Below are 19,256 nucleotides of genomic sequence, written 5' to 3' on the forward strand. Positions count from 1 at the left end.
TCTCGACTCAAGGAGCATCTAACCATGCGCAGCACCTCGATCTTCGCCCTTGCCGCTTCCCTGGCCCTGTTCTCCATTGGCGCTCAAGCCGCCGCCCCGTCCAACTGGCCTGCAGGCGCCCGGGATAGCTTTGTCCAGGACTGCAGCGCCGCCGCCAGCCAGAACGTTGATGCCAAAACCGCCAAAGCCCATTGCGAATGTGGCGCGGATAAAATCAACGCTGAATTGAGCACTGCGGAAATCAAGGAACTGATGACCAACCAGAACGCCAGCGCGGAGCTGAAAAACAAAGCCGTCGCAGCTATTTCGTCCTGCAAGGTCGTGAAGAAAAAGTAAGCGTGGCGAGAAATCAGACCGAAAAAATGGCCTGAAAACCCGCTGAAAACTGCTATTTCTCACAATTTACATTGCTTTTACGGCTTTTTTTACTAGCTGATATTTCTCGCTAAAGCCCCGTAAACCGGGGCTTACAGCCATCCAGGGCACTGAAGATAACGCGTTTGATTGGCAAACAGTGCCTTGGGGGGGCTCCCAAGCCGGACATTTCGACTATGATAGCCCAGTGTGCCCAGTTGGCCTGAGCAGCACAGTACTACTGAAAATATATGTTTCTTGGAGATACACCATGTCTAATCGCCAAACCGGCACCGTTAAATGGTTCAACGATGAAAAAGGCTTCGGCTTCATCACTCCTCAAGGTGGCGGTGACGACCTGTTCGTACACTTCAAAGCTATCGAAAGCGACGGTTTCAAAAGCCTGAAAGAAGGCCAAACCGTTTCCTTCGTGGCTGAGAAAGGCCAAAAGGGTATGCAAGCTGCACAGGTTCGCGCAGAGTAATCTCTACGCCGATCTAAAAAACCCCGTCCATGTGACGGGGTTTTTTATGGGTGACACAAAAGCGTTGTGTTATCAGCCGCAGTTGACGCGGGTGATCACTAGATTGTCATCGGTGTTGAGGTTCAGGCGATCGGAACGGTATTCGAGGGTGATCATGTCGTTGGGCTTGAGAATACGGGCATTCTGCGCACCGGCACGGGTACGGGCCTGCTCCAGCAATTGCGGCGAGGCCTTCTGGCCGATGGCGAACTGCGCAGCCTGCGATTCACAGCGCGTGTGAACAGGCTCAGCCGCGGCCGTGTCTTTGGCCGGCTCGGAGGTACCCGAAGTACTGCAACCCGCGAGGACGGCTGCCGCCAACAAGGTACCGAATGATGCGAGCTTCCAAGGCATGAAGCCTCCTTTGAGAAAAATGGACAGAGATCGTGCGACCGTGATTTGGCCAATTGGTTTCAGAATTGTCACAATTGGCTGTAGGCGAGTCTGCCTGACTCTACGCCATGGCTTGATGAATCAATCGTCACCAGATATGAATAAATCTCAGTAGATGTCGATGTAGTCAAACGGCGGCTTTGGCCAGTTCTGCTTCAGCGCATTGAAAATCTGCATCACCCACACCTCATCACTGGCCGCCACCTTGCCGACATAGCCAGACCCAGCTGCCCAGGTCTCCAGGCGAAACAACAACCCATCAATCTGCATCCCTCCCACCACACAGGAAGAGATATAGGCGATACCGGCCTTGGTAACCCGTAGCTGGGTGTGCTGATCGTCGCTGGCACTGGCAATCATTTGGCGAACAGCCTCCAATGTGAGGCTCTTGGGGTTGGTCAAGTCGATGTGCACGTGGCGTGTCCTGGTAATTAAACAGGGGGCCAGTGTCGCACAGCGTCCCCCTCATGCCTAAGTAGCAGTGCCAAACGCAGCGCAAAATGGTTAACTCTGCAGGCCTGTCCAGCCTTTGCGAGCCGCGAGAACCCGATGACCATCGTTACCATCAATGCCGACATCAAAGCCAAGTGGCCCCAAGGGCAAAGCTCCTACAGCCCGGGCAGCCCGGAAGAGTTGGCGATCATCGGCATCGACCTGCTGGTCAAGGAGCTGGGTACCCAGGCAGCGCAGGCCTTTATCGGCCAGATATTCGAGAAATACCCGGCCGACCATATGGGGGTCGAAGACCCTCTGCGCGAATAGTTACCGGTCGACGAGCGCCGACCGGCAGGCAGCTTACTTCAGGCGCGCAAGGCGCTCGGTGAGCAAGTCGAAAAACCCCTGGGCGTCGCCGTTTTCCACCCAAAACACGTTTTTATCGTGCTTGAGGCCATCGTACCAATCGACGATGGTCTGGCCGAACGTCGGGCCTTCGCGGCTATCGACCACCATGTTGGCCTGGCGTCCGGTGAACAGCTCGGGCTTGAGCAGATAGCCGATCACGGTGGCGTCATGCACCGGGCCACCTGTCATACCGTAGTGCTCCATATCCCCTTTGACGTATTCGTTGAGAATACTGCCCACTATCTTGCTGGCGTTGTTGTTCAAGTCGGCGATCTGCTTCAGACGCGCTTCGCTGGTGAGGATCTTGTGGGTCACGTCCAGCGGCAGGTAAGTCAGCTTGACGCCACTTTTGAGGACGATTTCAGCAGCCACCGGATCGGCAAACAGGTTGAACTCGGCCACCGGCGTAATGTTGCCGCCGTTGAAGTGCGCGCCGCCCATGACCACCACTTCCTTGATGCCCTGGGTGATTTCCGGTGCCTGGGTCAACGCCAGGGCCAGGTTGGTTTGTGGGCCTAGCATGGCAATGGTGATGCTATGGGGCTTGGCGGTGCTCAGGGTCTTGATCAGGTAGTCGACCGCATTGCCTTCGGCCAGGCCTTTTTTCGGCTCGTGCACGGTGACACCGGAAATACCTTCCTTGCCATGGATATTCTCGGCATAAATCGGCGTGCGCAGCAGCGGCTGTGGCGCGCCGGCATACACCGGAATCTCTTCACGCCCTGCCCACTCACGGGCCAACCGTGCGTTGCGCGAGGTCTTGTCCAGCCGCACGTTGCCGGCCACGGTGGTCAACGCCCGGATATTCAGCTCCTGCGGGGACGCCATCGCAAACAGCAGCGCGACCACGTCGTCTGCGCCCGGGTCGGTATCAATGATCAGGTCGATTTTTTCCGCCGCCTGGGCGCTTGCAGCAGTTAGCACGGACAAAAGCAGCACACTCCGAAACAGGTGTCGCAGGGTTGGGGTTCTACGTTGCATGACGCACTCCTTGTCATTGTGGGAAACGCTAGAAAGTCACGCCAGACACCAGCGCGATATTACAGTAGGGCTGGCACTCGCCTGTGCGCACCACCGCGCGCGCCTTGTGGCTGAGCAGCTTGAACGCGTCATGACTCAGCAAGCGACGCTCGCCCAGTTCGCCCTGGTCCAGGGCATTGAGGTCAGCCAGCGCCGGTGGCTGCTTGTGCAAGAGTTCCTCGGCCAGTACGTGGCTTTCCACCTGCATCTCGCTGAGCACCACGCGCAAGGTGCTGATGAAGTCAGGAATACCCTGGGTCAGCGCCAGGTCGATCAACTCCACACCCGGCGGCACTGGCAGGCCGGCATCGCCGATCACCAGGATGTCGCCATGACCAAGGGAGGCGATCAGCCGCGACAGGGCAATATTGAGCAATGGGGTCTTTTTCATGGGCGAACAAAGCCTTCGACGTCATGCAGCGTAGGAATAGAGGGTTGGGCGCCGGCGCGGGTGACCGACAGGGCCGCCGCGACCTGGCCAAACCGGATGGCCTCGGCCTCGCTCTGGCCGCTGGCCAGCGCTGCCGCAAAGCCACCGACAAAGGTGTCGCCTGCCGCCGTGGTATCCACGGCCTGCACTTTGGGCGCCAACAGGTGCTCGAACCCTTGACCGTCGGCGAACAGCGCCCCCTGCGAACCCAGGGTCACGATGACCTTGCCCGCCCCGGCTTTGAGCAGATGGGTCGCCGCAACCTTGGCGGAGTCCAGGGAATCGACCGGCACCCCGCTCAAGGCCGATGCTTCACTTTCGTTGGGGATCAAGTAGTCAATGCAGGCGTACCAGTCTGCCGGCAGCGGGCCGCTGGCGGGCGCCGGGTTGAGGATCACCGTCTTACCCAACTCACGGCCACGCTTGAGGGCATACCCCACGGTGTCCATGGGCACTTCGAGCTGGCAGACAATCACCTCGGCCGCCTGCAGCACGGCGTCGAACGCCAACAGCGACGCGGGGGTCAGTTGGCCGTTGCTGCCGGCCACAATCACGATCGCATTCTGACTGCTGTCATCCACCACAATCAGCGCGACACCACTGGAACCCGGCACCTCACTGACGGCCTGACAGTCGATCCCTTCCACCAGCAATGCATCGCGCAATTGAGCGCCGTAGGCATCGCTGCCTATGCAGCCGATCATCGCAACCTCAGCCCCCAGGCGCGCCGCAGCGACCGCCTGATTGGCGCCCTTGCCGCCCGGGACAGTGGCAAACGACTGGCCAACCAGGGTCTCACCGCCGCGAGGCAGCCGGCTGGCCCGGGTCACCAGGTCCATGTTCAAACTGCCCACTACCACTACTGTTGCTGGCATACGTCAATACTCATCAATTCGTTCAGCGGTTTGAGGCAAACACAGCAGCCAACGGCGCCGTTGACTCACGCAAGACAATGCTCGGCGTGACAATGCGCTGGTCAACCGGCAATTGCGGTGTCGCAATCCGTCGCAGTAATAACTCCGCCGCCGTCTCCCCCAACTGCAGGATCGACTGACCCACAGTGGTCAACGCGGGGTACACATAGCGGCTCATTTGAATGTCATCAAAACCAATCACCGACAGCTCGGCGGGTACCCGCAGGTTGCGCTCGGCGGCCGCCCGCAATACACCGAAACCAATCATGTCGTTGCCGGCAAATATCGCGCTGGGCGGGTTGTCTGCCAGCAACTGCACCGCCGCCCCATAGCCACCGGTGCTGGTGAAATCGCTTTCCAATACGCGACTGGCGGGCACCGCGATCCCGGCCTCCTGCAACGCACGCTGGTAGCCGGCCAGGCGCATCTGCGCCACACGGGTATGGGCGGGCCCGCCGATACAGGCGATATCCCGGTGCCCCAGCGCCACTAAATGCCGGGTCGCCAGGTACGCGCCCTGCTCGTGGTCAATGCGTACCAGATCCACATCAACGCCTTCCAGACCCCGGTCGACAATGACCATGGGCGTGCGCACGCCTTTCAAGCCAGCGGCCAGGCCATCGTCATCACCACCGACGGAGGTGACGATCAAGCCGTCGACACGCTTCTCCAGCAACACCCGCAAATAGTTGCGCTGTTTCTCGGCGTTATCGTCGGAATTGCACAGGATCACGCAGTAGCCATTGCGCTCGCAGTAATCCTCGATGCCCCTGGCCAGCTCCGCGAAATACGGGTTGAGGCTGTTGGGCACCAGCAGGCCGATGGTCGCCGTGGTCTTGGCCTTCAGCGAACGGGCGACCGCGCTGGGCACATAGTCCAACTGCTTGATCGCGGCTTCGACCTTGAGTCGCACGGGCTCGCTGACCGGGCGTGTCCTGTTCACCACATGGGACACTGTGGTGTAGGAAATCCCCGCAAGCGCCGCCACATCCTTGATGGTTGCCATGGCTTAGCCCCGCCGACTGGCGCGTTGACTGCGGTAGGTGTCGAGCACCACGGCAATCACGATAACGGCGCCGGTAATGATGCGTTTGGTCGGCTCGGTCGCACCGATCTGCGCCAGACCGGCCGCCAATACAGAAATAATCAGCACCCCAAAGAATGTACTGATCACCGAGCCACGCCCACCCATCAGGCTGGTGCCGCCGATCACCACCGCGGCAATCACCTGCAGCTCCAGGCCGGAGCCAGCGTTCGGGTCGGCCGCTTCCAGGCGCGAAATCTGGAACAGCGCCGCCACCCCAGCCAACAGTCCCATCAGGCTGAACACCAGGATCTTGTAGGGTTTTGGATTGATCCCCGCCAGGCGCACCGCCTCTTCATTGGTGCCGATGCCGATCAGGTAGCGACCAAACACGGTACGCGTCAGTACCGCGTGGGCCACGATAATCACCAGCAACGCAATGATGAACGACGGCGAGATACCAAAGGCCACCGGGTTGGACAGCCAGGCAAAGGAGTCACCGATATAGGCAGTGCGCGACCCGGTCATCTGGTAGGCCGCGCCACGGGCCATTTCCAGCACCCCCAGGGACACAATGAACGACGGAATCCGCCAGGCCACGGTGATCGAGCCGGTGATGGTGCCGGCCAGTGCCGCGCAGCCCATGCCGAGCAAGGCTGCGGGTATCACGCTCCAGCCCCAGCCGAGGATCGCCACGCTGACCGCAGACGCGGCCAGGGCCAATACCGAGCCCACCGACAGGTCAATGCCGCCGATGATCAGGATGAACGTCATGCCCACCGCCAATACCATCAGGTCGGGAATCTGGTTGGCAATGGTGCTGAAGGTGCCATAGGACCAAAAGTGGCTGCTCAGCGCCGAGAACAGCGCAATCATCGCCAGCAATGCACCAGCCAGACCCAGATAGGTGCCCAGGCCGTAGAAATTACCGCCGGCTTTTGCGGTTGGAGTTGCTGTTTTCATGGGTTTGTCCTGGGCGCGGCTTCGTTGAGCAACGCATCACGTTTCTGATAGCCGGCAAATGCGGCAGCAAGCAATTCATCCTGGGTCCAGCTGGCACGCTCGAAGGTCTCGATCAAGCGCCCGGCAGACAGCACACCGATGCGGTCACAGATCAGCATCAGCTCCCGCAGGTCGCTGGACACCACCACCAGCGCCTTGCCCTGGCGAGTCAAGTCACCCAGCAGCGCATAGATATCAAACTTGGCACCCACGTCGATGCCACGGGTGGGTTCATCAAACAGCATCACTGCGCAATCACGCTCCAGCCAGCGGCCGATCACCACTTTCTGCTGATTGCCGCCCGACAACTCGGACACCAATTGCGCCGGGCTGGAGCTGCGGATACGCATGGCGTCAATCTGCCGCTTGGCCAGGGCCGTTTCGTCGCGCCCATTGACCAGGCCGGCGCTGGACACCTTGGCCATATTGCCCAAGGCCGTGTTGGCGCTGATGGACTGGCTCAACAACAGGCCCTCGCCCTTGCGATCCTCGGTAATCAAGGCAATGCCATGGCCTACAGCATCCACCGGCGAACGAATGCTCACCACCCGGGCCGGCGAGCCGATGGCTACCGTGCCACTGTCGGCCAGGTCGGCACCAAAGATCAGGCGCAGCAACTCCGTACGGCCGGCACCGATCAAACCCGAGATACCGTAGATTTCACCGGCTCGCACTTCAAAGGACACGTCGTGAACCTTGTCCGCTCGGGTCAGGCCCTTGACCGTCAAGGCCGGCGCGCCGATGGTGCGCGGGCCGAGGTCGATGTGCTCACCCAGCTCACGACCGACCATCAACGTGACCAGTTGTTCGCTGTTGTAATTGGCCATCGGTTCGACACACACCAACTGGCCGTCACGCAGCACTGCAATGCGTTGGGCTACCCGTGCCAGCTCTTCCAGTCGATGGGAAATATAGATAATTGCCACGCCCCGGGCCTGCAGGCGGGTAATTTGCTCGAACAGCATCTCGACTTCACGGGCGGTGAGCATCGCCGTCGGTTCGTCGAGGATCAGCACATGGCAATCGCCGATCAGGTTGCGGGCGATCTCGACCATCTGCTGATGGCCAATGCCCAGGCTGCCGACCAGGGTGTCCGGGTCAATGGCATCCAGGCCCACGTGTGCCATGGCCTCGATCGCGGCCTGGCGCAACTGCTTGCGGCTGATCCAGCCACCGCGGCTGGGCAGGTTATCGAGGAACAGGTTTTCGGCCACGGTCAGGGTCGGCAGCAGGTTGAGCTCCTGCATCACCATGCGGATCCCCTGCTTTTCCGCCTGGGTCCGGCTGGCGGGGGTGTATGCCTGACCATTGAACTGCATCTGGCCAGTGGTTGGCGTGACCAGACCGCCGATGATCTTCGACAAGGTGCTTTTGCCCGCGCCATTCTCACCCGTCAACGCCAGCACCTCGCCGCGATTAAGCGTCAGGGTGATGTCGGACAGGACAGGCTGGGCATAGGTCTTACCGATACCACTGACCGAGAGGACAGGGGTCGGTGCGGAAGATGACATAAGAAAATCTCCAGGCGCCCGCTCCATGTGAGCGGGCGCTGTAGTGCGCGGCCAGGGGTTATTGCTTGAGGACGAGCTCTACCGGCGTTTCGATCACGCCGTCCACGGACTCGACTTTTTCGCCCTTGACCAGCTTCAGCGCATTCTGGATACCAAATACGGCTTGCTGGGCAGCCGCCTGGTCGGCGGTGGCCAGGACGCGACCGTCGTTGAGCATCGGCTTGATCGCAGCGATGTTGTCGTAGCCAACCACTTGGACCTTGCCCGCCATGCCCGCTGCGCGCACCGCTGAAACGGCGCCCAGGGCCATGTTGTCGTTACCGGCCAGCAGCGCCTTGAGGTCCGGGTATTCGCTCAACATGGCCGCCGCCACCTTGTTGCCCTGGTCGATTTCCCAGTTACCGGACTGCACGGACACAATCTTCATACCGGCCGCACCCATGGCGTCCTTGAACCCGGCGGTGCGTTGCTGGGCATTGGTGGTGGTCGGGACGCCTTCGATAATGCCGACTTTATCGCCACTCGCCAGCTGTTTGGCCAGGTACTCGCCGACCAGACGCGAACCCTTGCGGTTATCCGGGCCTACAAAGGGAACCTCGAGGTTTTTGCTTTTCAACACTTCAGGGTCCAGGCGGTTATCAATGTTGACCACCTTGATCCCGGCATCGGAGGCTTTCTTCAGCACGTTGACCAACGCCTTGGAGTCGGCGGGCGCGATGACGATCGCGTTGACTTTGGCGAGGATCATCTGATTGACGATATCAATCTGTGCCGAGGTATCGGTTTCGTTCTTGATCCCGTTGGTGATCATGTCGAAATCGGCGGCATGGGCTTTCTGATAGTCCTTGGCACCGTCTTGCATGGTGACGAAAAACTCATTGGCCAGGGATTTCATCACCAGGCCGACCTTGGGTTTGGCGGCGGTGTCATCAGCGAATGCAGAGGAGAGAGGCAGGGCAGCGGATGCGGCAGCCAGCACGGCGACAGCAAGCAAACGTCCAGCGAATGGAAGCTTCATGGGTTCACTCCGATCTTATGATTATTGTGAGCAACGCCTGCACCTTCACTTCACTCACCGAGTGCCGTGAAACACCTCGCAAACGTTTGCGCTAAACAAACTATGCGAAGGCTGCCGAATTTTGTCAACGAAAGAAAAGGGCTTTTTCTTCGTTGGCTCTACCTCCTGCCCTACAGCTCGACCAGCTCCTGGCTAAACATCCGGGCTGGGTGATCGTTCTCTAAAAACGACAGATCGGCAGGAACACCTCAGAAGGATGCTGCTGATTTTCCCAGGGCGATTTTCGGACAACCGAACACCACAGCCCCCTGCGTTCGGATATTCGGACACGAGCTGAAGCCAAGAGATCACGCAATATCAAAAAATATGATTTAAATCAATAAGTTAAAATCAAACCCCAAACAAAATCCCGCTGGTACAAATCCTGCTCTTAATCAGCACCTTGTGGCGCTCAGCGCAGCCCGGGGTGTTCTGGATGAACCTGCACAAGCACTCATCAAAACTAGAGAGAAAAATAATGAAATCTGCACTCAAGAACTTTGTTCCGGGCGCTTTAGCCCTGCTGCTGCTCTTCCCCGTGGCCGCCCAGGCCAAGGAAGTTGAATCCAAGACCAAACTGTCCAACGTAGTCGTGCTGGCCACTGGCGGCACCATTGCCGGCGCTGGCGCCAGCGCGGCCAACAGCGCCACCTACCAGGCGGCCAAGGTGGGTATCGAACAACTGATTGCCGGCATTCCGGAGCTCAGCCAGATCGCCAACGTGCGCGGCGAGCAAGTGATGCAAATTGCTTCCGAAAGCATCACCAACGAAAACCTGCTGCAACTGGGTCGTCGTGTCGCAGAACTTGCCGACAGCAAAGACGTGGACGGCATCGTGATCACCCACGGCACCGACACCCTCGAAGAAACCGCCTACTTCCTCAACCTGGTGGAAAAAACCGACAAGCCAATCGTGGTCGTGGGCTCCATGCGTCCAGGCACTGCCATGTCGGCCGACGGCATGCTCAACCTGTACAACGCCGTGGCTGTTGCCGGTAGCAAAGACGCACGCGGCAAAGGCGTCCTGGTGACCATGAACGACGAGATCCAATCGGGTCGCGATGTCAGCAAGATGATCAACATCAAGACCGAGGCCTTCAAAAGCGCCTGGGGCCCACTGGGCATGGTCGTAGAGGGCAAATCCTACTGGTTCCGCCAGCCGGCCAAGCGTCACACCATGAACTCGGAGTTCGATATCAAGAACATCAAGAGCCTGCCCGACGTTGAAATTGCCTACGGTTATGGCAACGTCAGCGACACCGCCTACAAAGCCCTGGCCCAGGCTGGCGCCAAAGCCATCATCCATGCCGGCACCGGCAATGGCTCGGTACCGGCCAAGGTAGTACCTGCCCTGCAGGAACTGCGTAAGGAAGGCGTGCAAATCATTCGTTCTTCCCACGTCAATGCCGGCGGTTTCGTTCTGCGCAATGCCGAGCAGCCTGACGACAAATACGACTGGGTTGTGGCCCATGACCTGAACCCGCAGAAAGCCCGCATCCTGGCCATGGTCGCCCTGACCAAGACCCAGGACAGCAAGGAACTGCAGCGGATGTTCTGGGAATACTAAGTTACTGACACACCGCTAACACCCTTGTAGGCGCCGACAGGGACAACAGGTCGTTGTCGGCTCCTGCAAAAAATCCTCGCTGTACACCAATCCGCGTAAACCGTTGTCACACGGACTTCTTGAATTTTAAGCAGTTGCGAATTTACTCACAGTTAAATACTGTATGTTCGTACAGCTAATTAAGGACTCCTCCGTGGCCAAGCCCTCCTCTGCAGCACCGACACCGCCCGACGCCTATCAACGCCTGGCGATCCGTGTGCAAAAAATCATCAATTCCACCAACGCCCAAAAAAACAAGGCCGCGTTGATTTTCCGTTTGCCGGAGGAACCCGAGGACGAGTGGGCACGACTACTGGAGGAAATCGCAGAAAACGACAACGTCACCCTCGCTTATCGCGATGATGGCGGCGTGCAGATTTTCTGGGTCGTACCGAAGGAAGATTGAGTCAATGAGTGTCCGTTTTATCGCCCTGTTCTGTGTTTTTTTTGCTACTGCCGCCCACGCCCAAGCCCCACGTACCTTCAGTGAAGCCAAGAAAATCGCCTGGAAACTCTACGCCCCGCAATCCACTGAGTTCTATTGCGGCTGCAAGTACACGGGTAACCGGGTCGACCTGAAAGCCTGCGGCTACGTTCCGCGTAAAAACGCCAACCGGGCGGCGCGCATCGAGTGGGAGCACATTGTCCCGGCCTGGCAGATCGGCCATCAACGCCAGTGCTGGCAAGACGGCGGACGCAAGAACTGCACGCGCACCGACACCGTCTTCAAACGCGCTGAAGCTGACCTGCACAACCTGGTACCGAGCATCGGCGAGGTCAATGGCGATCGCAACAACTTCAGTTTTGGCTGGTTGCCGGTGCAGAGCGGGCAATATGGTTCATGCCTGACCCAGGTGGACTTCAAGGCCAAGAAAGTCATGCCCAGGCCATCCATCCGCGGCATGATCGCCCGTACTTATTTCTACATGAGTAAACAATACGGCTTGCGCCTGTCGAAACAGGACCGCCAACTGTATGAAGCCTGGAACCGTACCTATCCCGTGCAGCCCTGGGAGCGCCAGCGCAATCAAACCGTAGCCTGCGTGATGGGGCGTGGTAATGAGTTCGTCGGCCCGGTGAATCTGAAAGCCTGCGGATAAACATGAGCGGGATCCACGGATCCCGCCAACCACCGTATTACGGGCGGGCCTTGTGCTCGATCACCAGCGACTCGGCGTCGGTCTTCTTCTTTTTCACCAGTCTTTCCTGCAACTGGACCTGGCGAGCCTCAGCCTCGGCCTTGCTGGCGAACGGCCCCAGCAGCACCAGATCCTTGCCGTCTTCCTTGGCCAGATAGAATGTGAAGCCGTTTTCCAGCAACCAGGCGGTCAGGTCGGTCAGCGCCTGTAATTTATTGTCGGGCGAGCGTACCAGAATATCCCACTGCACAGCGGCAACCGCAGGAGCCTGGGCCTTGGCGGCTTCAGCCTTGTCTCGGGGGGTGTCGAGATTGGGCCCGTCACCACATCCGGCCAACGCCAATACCACAATTGCCATCGCTACTTTACGCACTGCCCTGCCCCTTTAAGGTTCAAAGAGGCAACTTTATCATTCACTGTCTATTCTGGCCGTCATAAACGTTGGCTTAAACATTGCGAAGGATGTTTCCCAGACCTGTATGATGGCGCCATGGGAATTAATGCCGCCTCCATGCGTCCTAAAAGAGGCAGCCACAGGGAAGCGCTTCACAGTAAGCTACACATAACCGACATCCGCCCTGTTAGAAACATGCGTCCTTCAAAGCAATCAAGGAGAAGTCCATGCTGATACTCACCCGCAAAGTCGGTGAAAGCATAAATATCGGTGATGACATTACGATCACCATTCTGGGCGTTAGCGGCCAGCAAGTAAGAATCGGCATCAATGCTCCCAAGGATGTTGCCGTGCATCGCGAAGAGATTTACCAGCGCATCCAGGCAGGCCTGACTGCACCGGACAAACGCGAAATACCTTGAAGCCTCCCCAGTAGCCAGCCCGCTCGTCCCCTGTAACGGCTGGCGAAAGCCCCCTTGGCCTGTCTACGGTATCCCGTGATCAGCGCAGCTCGCGCCAGGCCCTGCCACCGGTTGTCAGCATGCAGGTTCAGCCACGGAACTTGCTGACCGTATCGCAGACAAACCCCTCCAGGAACGTAACAAAACCTTACAGTGCCTTCGGAGCGCGTTGATGAGGCGATCCCGCAAAGAGCCCTACACCTGCAAATCCTGGATGATCGCCCTACTGATTGCCCTGGGTTTTGTGACAATCGGATACGGCCTCAGGCTGTACATGGAAGGCAGCACCACCGCGCAGGATGCCGATACATGGCCCGACCTGGCGCTATTTCTCGGTGGTTATCTGTTCTGCTTCTGCCTCAAGCCCATTCAGTCTGCGATCCAGCGAAAACTCAACCGCCGTGCGTTTCGTCACGCTCGTCAGAAATCCCCCTCCTGACGCACCGATTGGATCCTCTACTTGAAATATGAGGAACTATCCGCCCCGGTAGCACCCATACCCTTACACTTCATAAAAAACGTTATCGATATGGACATAGAACATAACGCTAAAAACCTACAGTCCTTGATCGAACAACTTTCAATAGATAAGCCGAAATCTTCCAGCGAACTGCTGGGCAAGCCCGAGGAAATCCTCGCCGGCCTGCGCGAGCTTTACCTGTTGAAACTGATCACGGGTACTGTCATCCATGGACACATTAGGGATCCACTGGGCTACCAATGGATTGGCGCCGAGAACATCCTGCTGACCCGGCGCGGCGCGGCATTCAAGCCGGTGTAGAAGGCCGCAGACGCAACAGGCCGGCCGCATCACACTGCACCCGCACGCCGTCATAACTGGCAATCGTCGGATGTTCCGTTGCCATCGGCTCCCAATGCGTCGATGTCACCACTACGACGTCCGCGCCCGCCGCCTCCCCGGCACGGATCCCCACCGACGCGTCCTCAAACACCAGGCACTCGCCTATTGGCACCCCCAAACGCTTGGCCCCCAGCAGGTAACCGGCCGGATCCGGCTTGCCATTGGTTACATCCTCAGCCGTTACCATGACGGCCGGCGGCACCAGCCCTGCCGCCTGCATACGGCGCAGCGCCAGCGCCTTGGGCGCGGACGTGACCACCGCCCAGCAATGCGTGGGCAAGCTCTGTAGAAACGTCACGGCTCCGGGGATCGCCACCACGCCCGCCACGTCCTCGATTTCTGCCTCGGTAATACCCCGCGCCTCGGCCTGCGCATCTACCCCTGGCAAAGCCTGACGAGTGATGGTGTCGATGGCGCGCACGCCATGGATGGTGGTCAAGAACGCCTCGACGTCCAGGCCATGGCGCTGCGCCCAGGCGGCCCAGACCCGCTCTGCGGCGGCGATGGAGTTAAGGAGAGTGCCGTCCATATCAAACAGGAATGCACGGTACTGACGATCAAATACGGCCGATTCTTTGGCGGACACTGCAGGGTTTCCTCTTGCACTCGTCGCCCGTTGTCGGGCCCTGATGCAATCTACGGATCGGCCCCGAGCTTGTAAACGAACGATGACGCATCAGCGCATCAGCACACCTGGCCGCCGCTCTCGGCAATATCACGCGGCGTACTCCAGGCCGCCAGGACCGCAACTCTCAGCCCTTCAACCGTTGTCGCCAACGCCATCGAAGGCTGAGGCTCAGCCGCCTGCCCTGGCAGATACGGAACATGGATAAACCCACTGCGCACACCCGATCCTACCAAGGCATGCTGCAAGCGGTAGAACACCTGGTTACATACAAAGGTGCCCGCCGTTTGCGAAACCGAGGCTGCGATTCCGGCCTCGCGCACCGCCCTGACCATGGCCTTGACCGGCAGGGTGCTGAAGTAGGCAGCAGGCCCCTCGGGGGTCACCGCCGTATCCACGGGCTGGGCACCGAGGTTGTCCGGGATCCGTGCATCAATCAGATTGATCGCAACCCGCTCGATGGAAATATCACTGCGCCCAGGCCCCAGCCCCGTGGCAATCACCAGTTGTGGCTGATGCTCGGCCAGCAACTGGTTCAAACAGCTGCCGGCAGTGGCGAAGGCACAGGGCAATTGACGGGCGACGATGGTCACGCCTTCTTGCAATTGCACCCCATCCAGCAGGCGCACCGCCTCCCAGGACGGGTTGATCAGGTCTCGATCGAATGGCTCGAACCCCAACAGCAACACAGTTTCCATCTCGACCTCACATCAACAGATAAAGCAGGACGATATTGACCAGCAACATCATCAATGCCGTGGGTATCTGCGCCTTGATCACCGCGTTTTTGTCCGGTAATTCCAGGAGCGCTGCAGGCACAATATTGAAGTTTGCCGCCATCGGGGTCATCAGCGTACCGCAGTAGCCGGAGAACATGCCGATGGCCGCCATCACCGCCGGGTTGCCGCCATAGATCCCCACCAACACCGGCACGCCCACACCACCGGTCATCACCGGGAAGGCGGCAAAACCGTTACCCATGATCACCGTAAACAGCGCCATGCCCAACACATAGACCATCACCGCGACCAGCTTGTAATCCAGGTTGATGTAGGTGGTGGTGACGTGAGCCACGGCCGTGCCAACGCCGGCTTCGTTGAACAACAGACCAAGCATTGCCAGCATCTGCGGCAGCACCATGGCCCAGCCCAGGGCTTCGGTCAGGCGTCGCGATTCACGCAGGGCCTGCACCGGGGTATCGCGGGTCAGCCAGCAGGCCAAGCCCAGGGCAATCAGGCAGCCGAGACCAAGGGACACGAACGTGGTGTTTTTCGGGTCCAGCAGCGGCACGCCGCCAATCTCGGTGTGCTTGAGCAGCACCGAGCCGATCACCGTGGTCAACGGAATGGCCAGGGCCGGAATAAACAGTTTATGACCCAACCGACCAGCACTGGCGCGAGACTCCTTGTCATGCAACTCGACATGGGTACCACGCCCTACCCCGCCGAGCCCGGCGATCAGCGCCATCAGCACCACGCCAACACCCACCACCACCGACGGCAGGTGCTCACCCACCAGGAACGGAATGGCGAACAGTAACCAGAAAAACGCTGTTGACCAACGCTTGGGGTGGGTGCGGTCAGCCAGGATCATGCCTGCAGTAATCAGCAACAAAACGCCGGCAAGCCAGTACAAGTATTGAATGGAAATGATCATTGCGCGGCCTCCGACTGAGCGTTGGCGGGCGCAGTGGCCGTCAGTTCACGCGTCAGTCTTCGGTCAAACCGGTGTAAACGGATGGCGTGCACAATGAACGCACAAATCGCCGTGGGGATGCCCCAGACCGCGATGTGCAGCGGCTCGACATCAATACCAGAGCCCAGCAGGAAGGTGTGCATCAGGGCAATCGCACCAAAGGCCACGAAGATATCTTCACCAAAAAACAGCCCCACGTTGTCCGTGGCGGCACACATCGCCAGGACCTTGTGCCGCACCTTGTCCGGCAGCTTGCCGAAACGCTTCTCGGCAGCCCCTTCCGCCATCGGCGCCAGCAACGGGCGCACCATCTGCGGGTGCCCGCCAAGACTGGTCAGGCCCATCGCCGCCGTGGACTCGCGAACAAACAGATAAATGATCAACAGACGCCCGACGGTGGCCCGCTCGAAACGTGCAATCCAGTTCTGTGCGTGCAGACGCAAGCCATGGCGCTCCAGCAGGCCGATAACGGCCAGGGGCAGCAGCAGGATCAATTGCAAGGCGCGAGTCTGCAGGAAGCCATCGCCCATGGTGGCGAGGATTTTTTCCAGGGGGAAATGCGCGGCAAACCCGGTGGCAATCGCCGCCGCCGTCACCACCAGTAATGGATTGAAGCGCAACACAAAGCCGACCACGATGACGAGCACGCCAATCAGCGGCCAAAGGTTCACAACAGTTTGCATGACGTTGAGTCCTTGATTGCGTGCTACGACGCCTGCATCGCTGATAAGCGATAACGGGCAGCCCGACGCGGATTTTTATTATTGACCGAGTAGGTCGAGGGTCACTGGCGGGCATCTTTGCTGCTTGGGGCAGAGAGTGTCCAACAAGAAAAATTGTTGCTGCAAATCAATAAAGTTTGTGAGGGGATGTAAGCCAACCAGGGTCACGTCAGGATTTGCGGGCTCAAATCCTGACGTGGCCTTTTGGGTAAACCTGCTAGATCAGGGCTGCCAAGCCTTGGAGTTGGCTGCGGCCTTGAATTGGGCGCTGTGTTTAGGGGGGGCCGGGGGCTCGAAGTCGCCGAAAATACAGTACGAGCAATAGAGGCTCCCGAAGGAAGACACTTAAGGCGCGACGAAAAGAAAATCAGAGTATCTGGAGACGGGTACGGAACTGGCGTTTTGAGTGAGGCCTTTGCAAATCGCAACAAAAAAGGGCCCACCTTTCGGTGAGCCCTTCTAGACCGCCCAGCAGAGCGGATTTTGTTTGGTAGGCGCGATTGGACTCGAACCAACGACCCCCACCATGTCAAGGTGGTGCTCTAACCAACTGAGCTACGTGCCTGCTGTGAGGCGGCATTCTACGGAATTCCCGAGGGGTGTCAACACCTTTTTTGCAGCTAAGCCTATGAATATGCGAATTTTTTATTTTTTATCAGCAGCGCTGCTTTTTCGAGTGGCTGGCAGGGCATTTTCAACTCAGGTAGGATCGGCGCACTCGTAAAAAATATAAAACAGAGGTTCCAGTATGGCGAACACCCCCTATCCCCAGTCGTATTACGCCGCGTCCGCCAATGCGGCTCCTCCGCGGCCAGTGCTGCAAGGTGAGGTTGAAACCGATGTGTGCGTGATCGGTGCTGGCTATACCGGGTTGTCGAGCGCGCTGTTTCTGCTGGAAAACGGCTTTCGCGTAACGGTACTGGAAGCCGCCAAGGTGGGTTTCGGTGCGTCCGGGCGCAATGGTGGCCAGATCGTCAACAGCTATAGCCGTGATATCGACGTGATCGAACGCAGCGTCGGCCCCCAGCAGGCGCAACTGCTGGGACAAATGGCGTTCGAGGGCGGCAGGATCATCCGTGAGCGGGTTGCCAAGTACCAGATCCAGTGCGACTTGAAGGACGGCGGTGTATTCGCAGCGCTCAATAGCAAGCACATGGGTCATCTGGAGTCGCAGAAGCGCTTGTGGGAACGCTATGGCCATACCCAGCTGGAGCTGCTCGACGAGCGGCGCATCCGCGAGGTGGTGGCCTGCGAGAACTACGTGGGCGGCCTGCTGGACATGAGTGGCGGGCATATCCATCCGCTCAACCTGGCATTGGGTGAAGCGGCGGCAGTGGAGTCCCTGGGCGGCACCATCTACGAACAGTCCGCCGCCGTGCGTATCGAACGTGGCGCCAACCCTGTCGTCCACACGGCGCAAGGCAAGGTGAAGGCTAAATTCATCATCGTCGCCGGCAACGCCTACCTGGGCAACCTGGTGCCCGAGTTGGCAGCCAAATCGATGCCTTGTGGCACCCAAGTGATTACCACGGCGCCACTGGGCGATGAACTGGCCAACCGCCTGCTCCCCCAGGACTTCTGCGTCGAAGATTGCAACTACCTGCTCGACTACTACCGACTGACCAGCGACAAGCGCCTGATCTTCGGCGGTGGCGTGGTGTATGGCGCACGGGATCCAGCGAACATCGAAGCGATCATCCGGCCGAAGATGCTCAAGGCTTTTCCGCAATTGAAGGATGTAAAAATCGACTACGCCTGGACCGGCAACTTCCTACTGACCCTTTCGCGCCTGCCCCAGGTCGGTCGCATCGGTGACAACATCTACTATTCCCAGGGCTGTAGCGGCCATGGCGTGACGTACACCCACCTGGCAGGCAAGGTACTGGCTGAAGCCCTCAGAGGCCAGGCAGAGCGTTTTGATGCGTTTGCCGACCTGCCGCACTATCCGTTCCCGGGCGGCCAACTGCTGCGCACGCCATTTGCGGCACTGGGCGCGTGGTACTACGGGCTGCGGGACAAGCTGGGTTTCTGATCAACAGCCTGTAGGAGCCGGCTTGCTGGCTCCTACAGATCCAATCATCAAATCGCAGACACAAAAAACCCCGGTCTTTCGACCAGGGTCTTTGCTATCGATCCAATCAAGCATAAAGCTTTTCTTGGCGCTCTCAGGGTGTTCAGTGGACCCTGGAACAGATATGGCGCAGCGGACGGGACTCGAACCCGCGACCCCCGGCGTGACAGGCCGGTATTCTAACCGACTGAACTACCGCTGCGTATCGCTCAGACTGCCGAAGTGTCACCTTCAACCGCCTTCAAACATCTGACTGAGCAGCCTTGGCTGTTCAATCTCAAATCCGAAACATCGGACCTGGAAAATATGGCGCAGCGGACGGGACTCGAACCCGCGACCCCCGGCGTGACAGGCCGGTATTCTAACCGACTGAACTACCGCTGCGCGTCGGTGCAACCTTTAACGTTGCGTCTTGCCCGAAGGCAAAACTCTCAAGAAGTGGTGGGTGATGACGGGATCGAACCGCCGACCCTCTGCTTGTAAGGCAGATGCTCTCCCAGCTGAGCTAATCACCCTTTGCTTCGTTGAGGCCGCGAAATTTACGCAGATGGCGGACCTAAGTCAAGAGCCTGCTTGAAGTTTTTCTGAAAAAGACAAAATAACGTCAAGC

General features: G+C 58.8%; 24 protein-coding genes and 4 tRNA genes. 10 read left to right on the forward strand and 18 right to left on the reverse strand.

Features of this window, described 5'->3' with window-relative positions; genetic code table 11:
• The first annotated feature begins 24 nt into the window (after positions 1-24).
• Both HBR93_RS09650 and HBR93_RS09655 read left to right on the forward strand, forming a co-directional pair.
• Positions 25-336 (forward strand): hypothetical protein, encoded by a 312-nt coding sequence (locus HBR93_RS09650; protein WP_029294244.1) that lies wholly within the window; start codon positions 25-27, stop codon positions 334-336.
• Positions 337-625: 289 nt separating this feature from the next.
• The gene (locus HBR93_RS09655; protein ID WP_007905882.1) at positions 626-838 is read left to right on the forward strand and encodes a cold-shock protein; all 213 of its coding nucleotides are present in this window, start codon (positions 626-628) and stop codon (positions 836-838) included.
• A gap of 72 nt (positions 839-910) precedes the next feature.
• Here HBR93_RS09655 and HBR93_RS09660 read toward each other — a convergent pair whose 3' ends face one another.
• Together HBR93_RS09660 and HBR93_RS09665 are read right to left on the reverse strand one after the other, a co-directional pair.
• Positions 911-1,231, reverse strand: a complete 321-nt coding sequence (locus tag HBR93_RS09660; RefSeq protein WP_057438633.1) for an I78 family peptidase inhibitor — start codon at positions 1,229-1,231, stop codon at positions 911-913.
• Between the two features lie 147 nt (positions 1,232-1,378).
• Complete coding sequence (locus tag HBR93_RS09665; RefSeq protein ID WP_057438632.1) at positions 1,379-1,684, reverse strand: hypothetical protein; 306 nt, start codon at positions 1,682-1,684, stop codon at positions 1,379-1,381.
• A gap of 135 nt (positions 1,685-1,819) precedes the next feature.
• Between HBR93_RS09665 and HBR93_RS09670 the strand changes: the two genes are divergently transcribed.
• Entirely contained in the window at positions 1,820-2,032 is a 213-nt protein-coding gene (locus HBR93_RS09670; protein WP_029294233.1) for a hypothetical protein, read from the forward strand.
• A 33-nt stretch (positions 2,033-2,065) separates the two neighbouring features.
• Here the strand turns inward: HBR93_RS09670 and HBR93_RS09675 are convergent, their stop codons facing one another.
• From HBR93_RS09675 to HBR93_RS09705, 7 genes are read right to left on the reverse strand one after another with little or no spacing between them, the layout of a single operon-like run.
• Positions 2,066-3,094, reverse strand: a complete 1,029-nt coding sequence (locus HBR93_RS09675) for a nucleoside hydrolase (RefSeq protein ID WP_057438631.1) — start codon at positions 3,092-3,094, stop codon at positions 2,066-2,068.
• 28 nt (positions 3,095-3,122) lie between these two features.
• Entirely contained in the window at positions 3,123-3,524 is a 402-nt protein-coding gene (gene rbsD / locus HBR93_RS09680) for a D-ribose pyranase (RefSeq protein WP_057438630.1), read from the reverse strand.
• Positions 3,521-4,438 (reverse strand): ribokinase, encoded by a 918-nt coding sequence (gene rbsK, locus HBR93_RS09685; protein WP_169960202.1) that lies wholly within the window; start codon positions 4,436-4,438, stop codon positions 3,521-3,523. The genes rbsD and rbsK overlap by 4 nt, the downstream gene beginning before the upstream one ends.
• Before the next feature lie 22 nt (positions 4,439-4,460).
• Complete coding sequence (locus HBR93_RS09690) at positions 4,461-5,483, reverse strand: LacI family DNA-binding transcriptional regulator (protein WP_057960167.1); 1,023 nt, start codon at positions 5,481-5,483, stop codon at positions 4,461-4,463.
• A 3-nt stretch (positions 5,484-5,486) separates the two neighbouring features.
• Positions 5,487-6,464: an ABC transporter permease gene (locus HBR93_RS09695; RefSeq protein WP_057960168.1), complete on the reverse strand. Its 978-nt coding sequence runs from the start codon at positions 6,462-6,464 to the stop codon at positions 5,487-5,489.
• Positions 6,461-8,014, reverse strand: coding sequence for a sugar ABC transporter ATP-binding protein (locus HBR93_RS09700; protein ID WP_169960203.1), 1,554 nt, complete (start codon positions 8,012-8,014; stop codon positions 6,461-6,463). The genes HBR93_RS09695 and HBR93_RS09700 overlap by 4 nt, the downstream gene beginning before the upstream one ends.
• Before the next feature lie 58 nt (positions 8,015-8,072).
• Positions 8,073-9,032: a sugar ABC transporter substrate-binding protein gene (locus HBR93_RS09705; protein ID WP_169960204.1), complete on the reverse strand. Its 960-nt coding sequence runs from the start codon at positions 9,030-9,032 to the stop codon at positions 8,073-8,075.
• 517 nt (positions 9,033-9,549) lie between these two features.
• Between HBR93_RS09705 and HBR93_RS09710 the strand changes: the two genes are divergently transcribed.
• The 3 genes from HBR93_RS09710 to HBR93_RS09720 all read left to right on the forward strand — a co-directional run bounded on the left by HBR93_RS09710 (position 9,550) and on the right by HBR93_RS09720 (position 11,777).
• A complete protein-coding gene (locus tag HBR93_RS09710; RefSeq protein ID WP_057438625.1) occupies positions 9,550-10,638 on the forward strand; it encodes an asparaginase in 1,089 nt (362 codons plus the stop codon).
• Positions 10,639-10,831: 193 nt separating this feature from the next.
• Positions 10,832-11,083: a DUF1654 domain-containing protein gene (locus HBR93_RS09715; protein WP_057438624.1), complete on the forward strand. Its 252-nt coding sequence runs from the start codon at positions 10,832-10,834 to the stop codon at positions 11,081-11,083.
• Between the two features lie 4 nt (positions 11,084-11,087).
• Positions 11,088-11,777: an endonuclease I family protein gene (locus tag HBR93_RS09720; protein ID WP_057438623.1), complete on the forward strand. Its 690-nt coding sequence runs from the start codon at positions 11,088-11,090 to the stop codon at positions 11,775-11,777.
• A gap of 37 nt (positions 11,778-11,814) precedes the next feature.
• Here HBR93_RS09720 and HBR93_RS09725 read toward each other — a convergent pair whose 3' ends face one another.
• On the reverse strand, positions 11,815-12,189 hold the full coding sequence (locus HBR93_RS09725; RefSeq protein WP_115128626.1) for an SPOR domain-containing protein: 375 nt from the start codon (positions 12,187-12,189) through the stop codon (positions 11,815-11,817).
• Between the two features lie 248 nt (positions 12,190-12,437).
• Between HBR93_RS09725 and csrA the strand changes: the two genes are divergently transcribed.
• From csrA to HBR93_RS09740, 3 genes are all read left to right on the forward strand, one after another.
• On the forward strand, positions 12,438-12,632 hold the full coding sequence (csrA, locus tag HBR93_RS09730) for a carbon storage regulator CsrA (RefSeq protein WP_057960171.1): 195 nt from the start codon (positions 12,438-12,440) through the stop codon (positions 12,630-12,632).
• 211 nt (positions 12,633-12,843) lie between these two features.
• Entirely contained in the window at positions 12,844-13,110 is a 267-nt protein-coding gene (locus HBR93_RS09735) for a hypothetical protein (RefSeq protein WP_057438621.1), read from the forward strand.
• A 126-nt stretch (positions 13,111-13,236) separates the two neighbouring features.
• Positions 13,237-13,452 carry a hypothetical protein gene (locus tag HBR93_RS09740; protein ID WP_162947747.1) on the forward strand — a complete coding sequence of 72 codons (216 nt, stop codon included), beginning with the start codon at positions 13,237-13,239 and terminating at the stop codon, positions 13,450-13,452.
• On the opposite strand, the gene HBR93_RS09745 is transcribed toward HBR93_RS09740, so the two are convergent.
• From HBR93_RS09745 to HBR93_RS09765, 5 genes are all read right to left on the reverse strand, one after another.
• On the reverse strand, positions 13,439-14,119 hold the full coding sequence (locus HBR93_RS09745; protein ID WP_057960172.1) for an HAD-IA family hydrolase: 681 nt from the start codon (positions 14,117-14,119) through the stop codon (positions 13,439-13,441). The two genes, HBR93_RS09740 and HBR93_RS09745, sit on opposite strands and share 14 nt — an antisense overlap.
• Before the next feature lie 98 nt (positions 14,120-14,217).
• Entirely contained in the window at positions 14,218-14,856 is a 639-nt protein-coding gene (gene pcp, locus HBR93_RS09750) for a pyroglutamyl-peptidase I (RefSeq protein WP_120733619.1), read from the reverse strand.
• A 7-nt stretch (positions 14,857-14,863) separates the two neighbouring features.
• Positions 14,864-15,814, reverse strand: coding sequence for a DUF979 domain-containing protein (locus HBR93_RS09755; protein ID WP_057438618.1), 951 nt, complete (start codon positions 15,812-15,814; stop codon positions 14,864-14,866).
• Complete coding sequence (locus tag HBR93_RS09760) at positions 15,811-16,536, reverse strand: DUF969 domain-containing protein (protein ID WP_169960205.1); 726 nt, start codon at positions 16,534-16,536, stop codon at positions 15,811-15,813. The genes HBR93_RS09755 and HBR93_RS09760 overlap by 4 nt, the downstream gene beginning before the upstream one ends.
• Before the next feature lie 527 nt (positions 16,537-17,063).
• A tRNA-Val gene (locus tag HBR93_RS09765) sits at positions 17,064-17,140 on the reverse strand.
• Positions 17,141-17,323: 183 nt separating this feature from the next.
• Between HBR93_RS09765 and HBR93_RS09770 the strand changes: the two genes are divergently transcribed.
• A complete protein-coding gene (locus HBR93_RS09770; protein ID WP_057438616.1) occupies positions 17,324-18,607 on the forward strand; it encodes an FAD-binding oxidoreductase in 1,284 nt (427 codons plus the stop codon).
• Positions 18,608-18,771: 164 nt separating this feature from the next.
• Here HBR93_RS09770 and HBR93_RS09775 read toward each other — a convergent pair.
• From HBR93_RS09775 to HBR93_RS09785, 3 genes are all read right to left on the reverse strand, one after another.
• Positions 18,772-18,848, reverse strand: a tRNA-Asp gene (locus HBR93_RS09775).
• A gap of 105 nt (positions 18,849-18,953) precedes the next feature.
• Positions 18,954-19,030, reverse strand: a tRNA-Asp gene (locus HBR93_RS09780).
• Between the two features lie 55 nt (positions 19,031-19,085).
• A tRNA-Val gene (locus HBR93_RS09785) sits at positions 19,086-19,161 on the reverse strand.
• Positions 19,162-19,256: the final 95 nt, after the last annotated feature.

The sequence above is a fragment of the Pseudomonas sp. WS 5411 genome, from assembly GCF_012985595.1.
GTDB lineage: Bacteria > Pseudomonadota > Gammaproteobacteria > Pseudomonadales > Pseudomonadaceae > Aquipseudomonas > Aquipseudomonas shahriarae.

Coding starts and splice junctions, on each gene's coding strand:
- HBR93_RS09650 (WP_029294244.1), top strand. CDS start 25: ATGCGCAGCACCTCGATCTTCGCCCTTGCCGCTTCCCTGGCCCTGTTC.
- HBR93_RS09655 (WP_007905882.1), top strand. CDS start 626: ATGTCTAATCGCCAAACCGGCACCGTTAAATGGTTCAACGATGAAAAA.
- HBR93_RS09660 (WP_057438633.1), bottom strand. CDS start 1,231: ATGCCTTGGAAGCTCGCATCATTCGGTACCTTGTTGGCGGCAGCCGTC.
- HBR93_RS09670 (WP_029294233.1), top strand. CDS start 1,820: ATGACCATCGTTACCATCAATGCCGACATCAAAGCCAAGTGGCCCCAA.
- HBR93_RS09675 (WP_057438631.1), bottom strand. CDS start 3,094: ATGCAACGTAGAACCCCAACCCTGCGACACCTGTTTCGGAGTGTGCTG.
- rbsD (WP_057438630.1), bottom strand. CDS start 3,524: ATGAAAAAGACCCCATTGCTCAATATTGCCCTGTCGCGGCTGATCGCC.
- rbsK (WP_169960202.1), bottom strand. CDS start 4,438: ATGCCAGCAACAGTAGTGGTAGTGGGCAGTTTGAACATGGACCTGGTG.
- HBR93_RS09690 (WP_057960167.1), bottom strand. CDS start 5,483: ATGGCAACCATCAAGGATGTGGCGGCGCTTGCGGGGATTTCCTACACC.
- HBR93_RS09695 (WP_057960168.1), bottom strand. CDS start 6,464: ATGAAAACAGCAACTCCAACCGCAAAAGCCGGCGGTAATTTCTACGGC.
- HBR93_RS09700 (WP_169960203.1), bottom strand. CDS start 8,014: ATGTCATCTTCCGCACCGACCCCTGTCCTCTCGGTCAGTGGTATCGGT.
- HBR93_RS09705 (WP_169960204.1), bottom strand. CDS start 9,032: ATGAAGCTTCCATTCGCTGGACGTTTGCTTGCTGTCGCCGTGCTGGCT.
- HBR93_RS09710 (WP_057438625.1), top strand. CDS start 9,550: ATGAAATCTGCACTCAAGAACTTTGTTCCGGGCGCTTTAGCCCTGCTG.
- HBR93_RS09720 (WP_057438623.1), top strand. CDS start 11,088: ATGAGTGTCCGTTTTATCGCCCTGTTCTGTGTTTTTTTTGCTACTGCC.
- csrA (WP_057960171.1), top strand. CDS start 12,438: ATGCTGATACTCACCCGCAAAGTCGGTGAAAGCATAAATATCGGTGAT.
- HBR93_RS09735 (WP_057438621.1), top strand. CDS start 12,844: ATGAGGCGATCCCGCAAAGAGCCCTACACCTGCAAATCCTGGATGATC.
- pcp (WP_120733619.1), bottom strand. CDS start 14,856: ATGGAAACTGTGTTGCTGTTGGGGTTCGAGCCATTCGATCGAGACCTG.
- HBR93_RS09755 (WP_057438618.1), bottom strand. CDS start 15,814: ATGATCATTTCCATTCAATACTTGTACTGGCTTGCCGGCGTTTTGTTG.
- HBR93_RS09760 (WP_169960205.1), bottom strand. CDS start 16,536: ATGCAAACTGTTGTGAACCTTTGGCCGCTGATTGGCGTGCTCGTCATC.
- HBR93_RS09770 (WP_057438616.1), top strand. CDS start 17,324: ATGGCGAACACCCCCTATCCCCAGTCGTATTACGCCGCGTCCGCCAAT.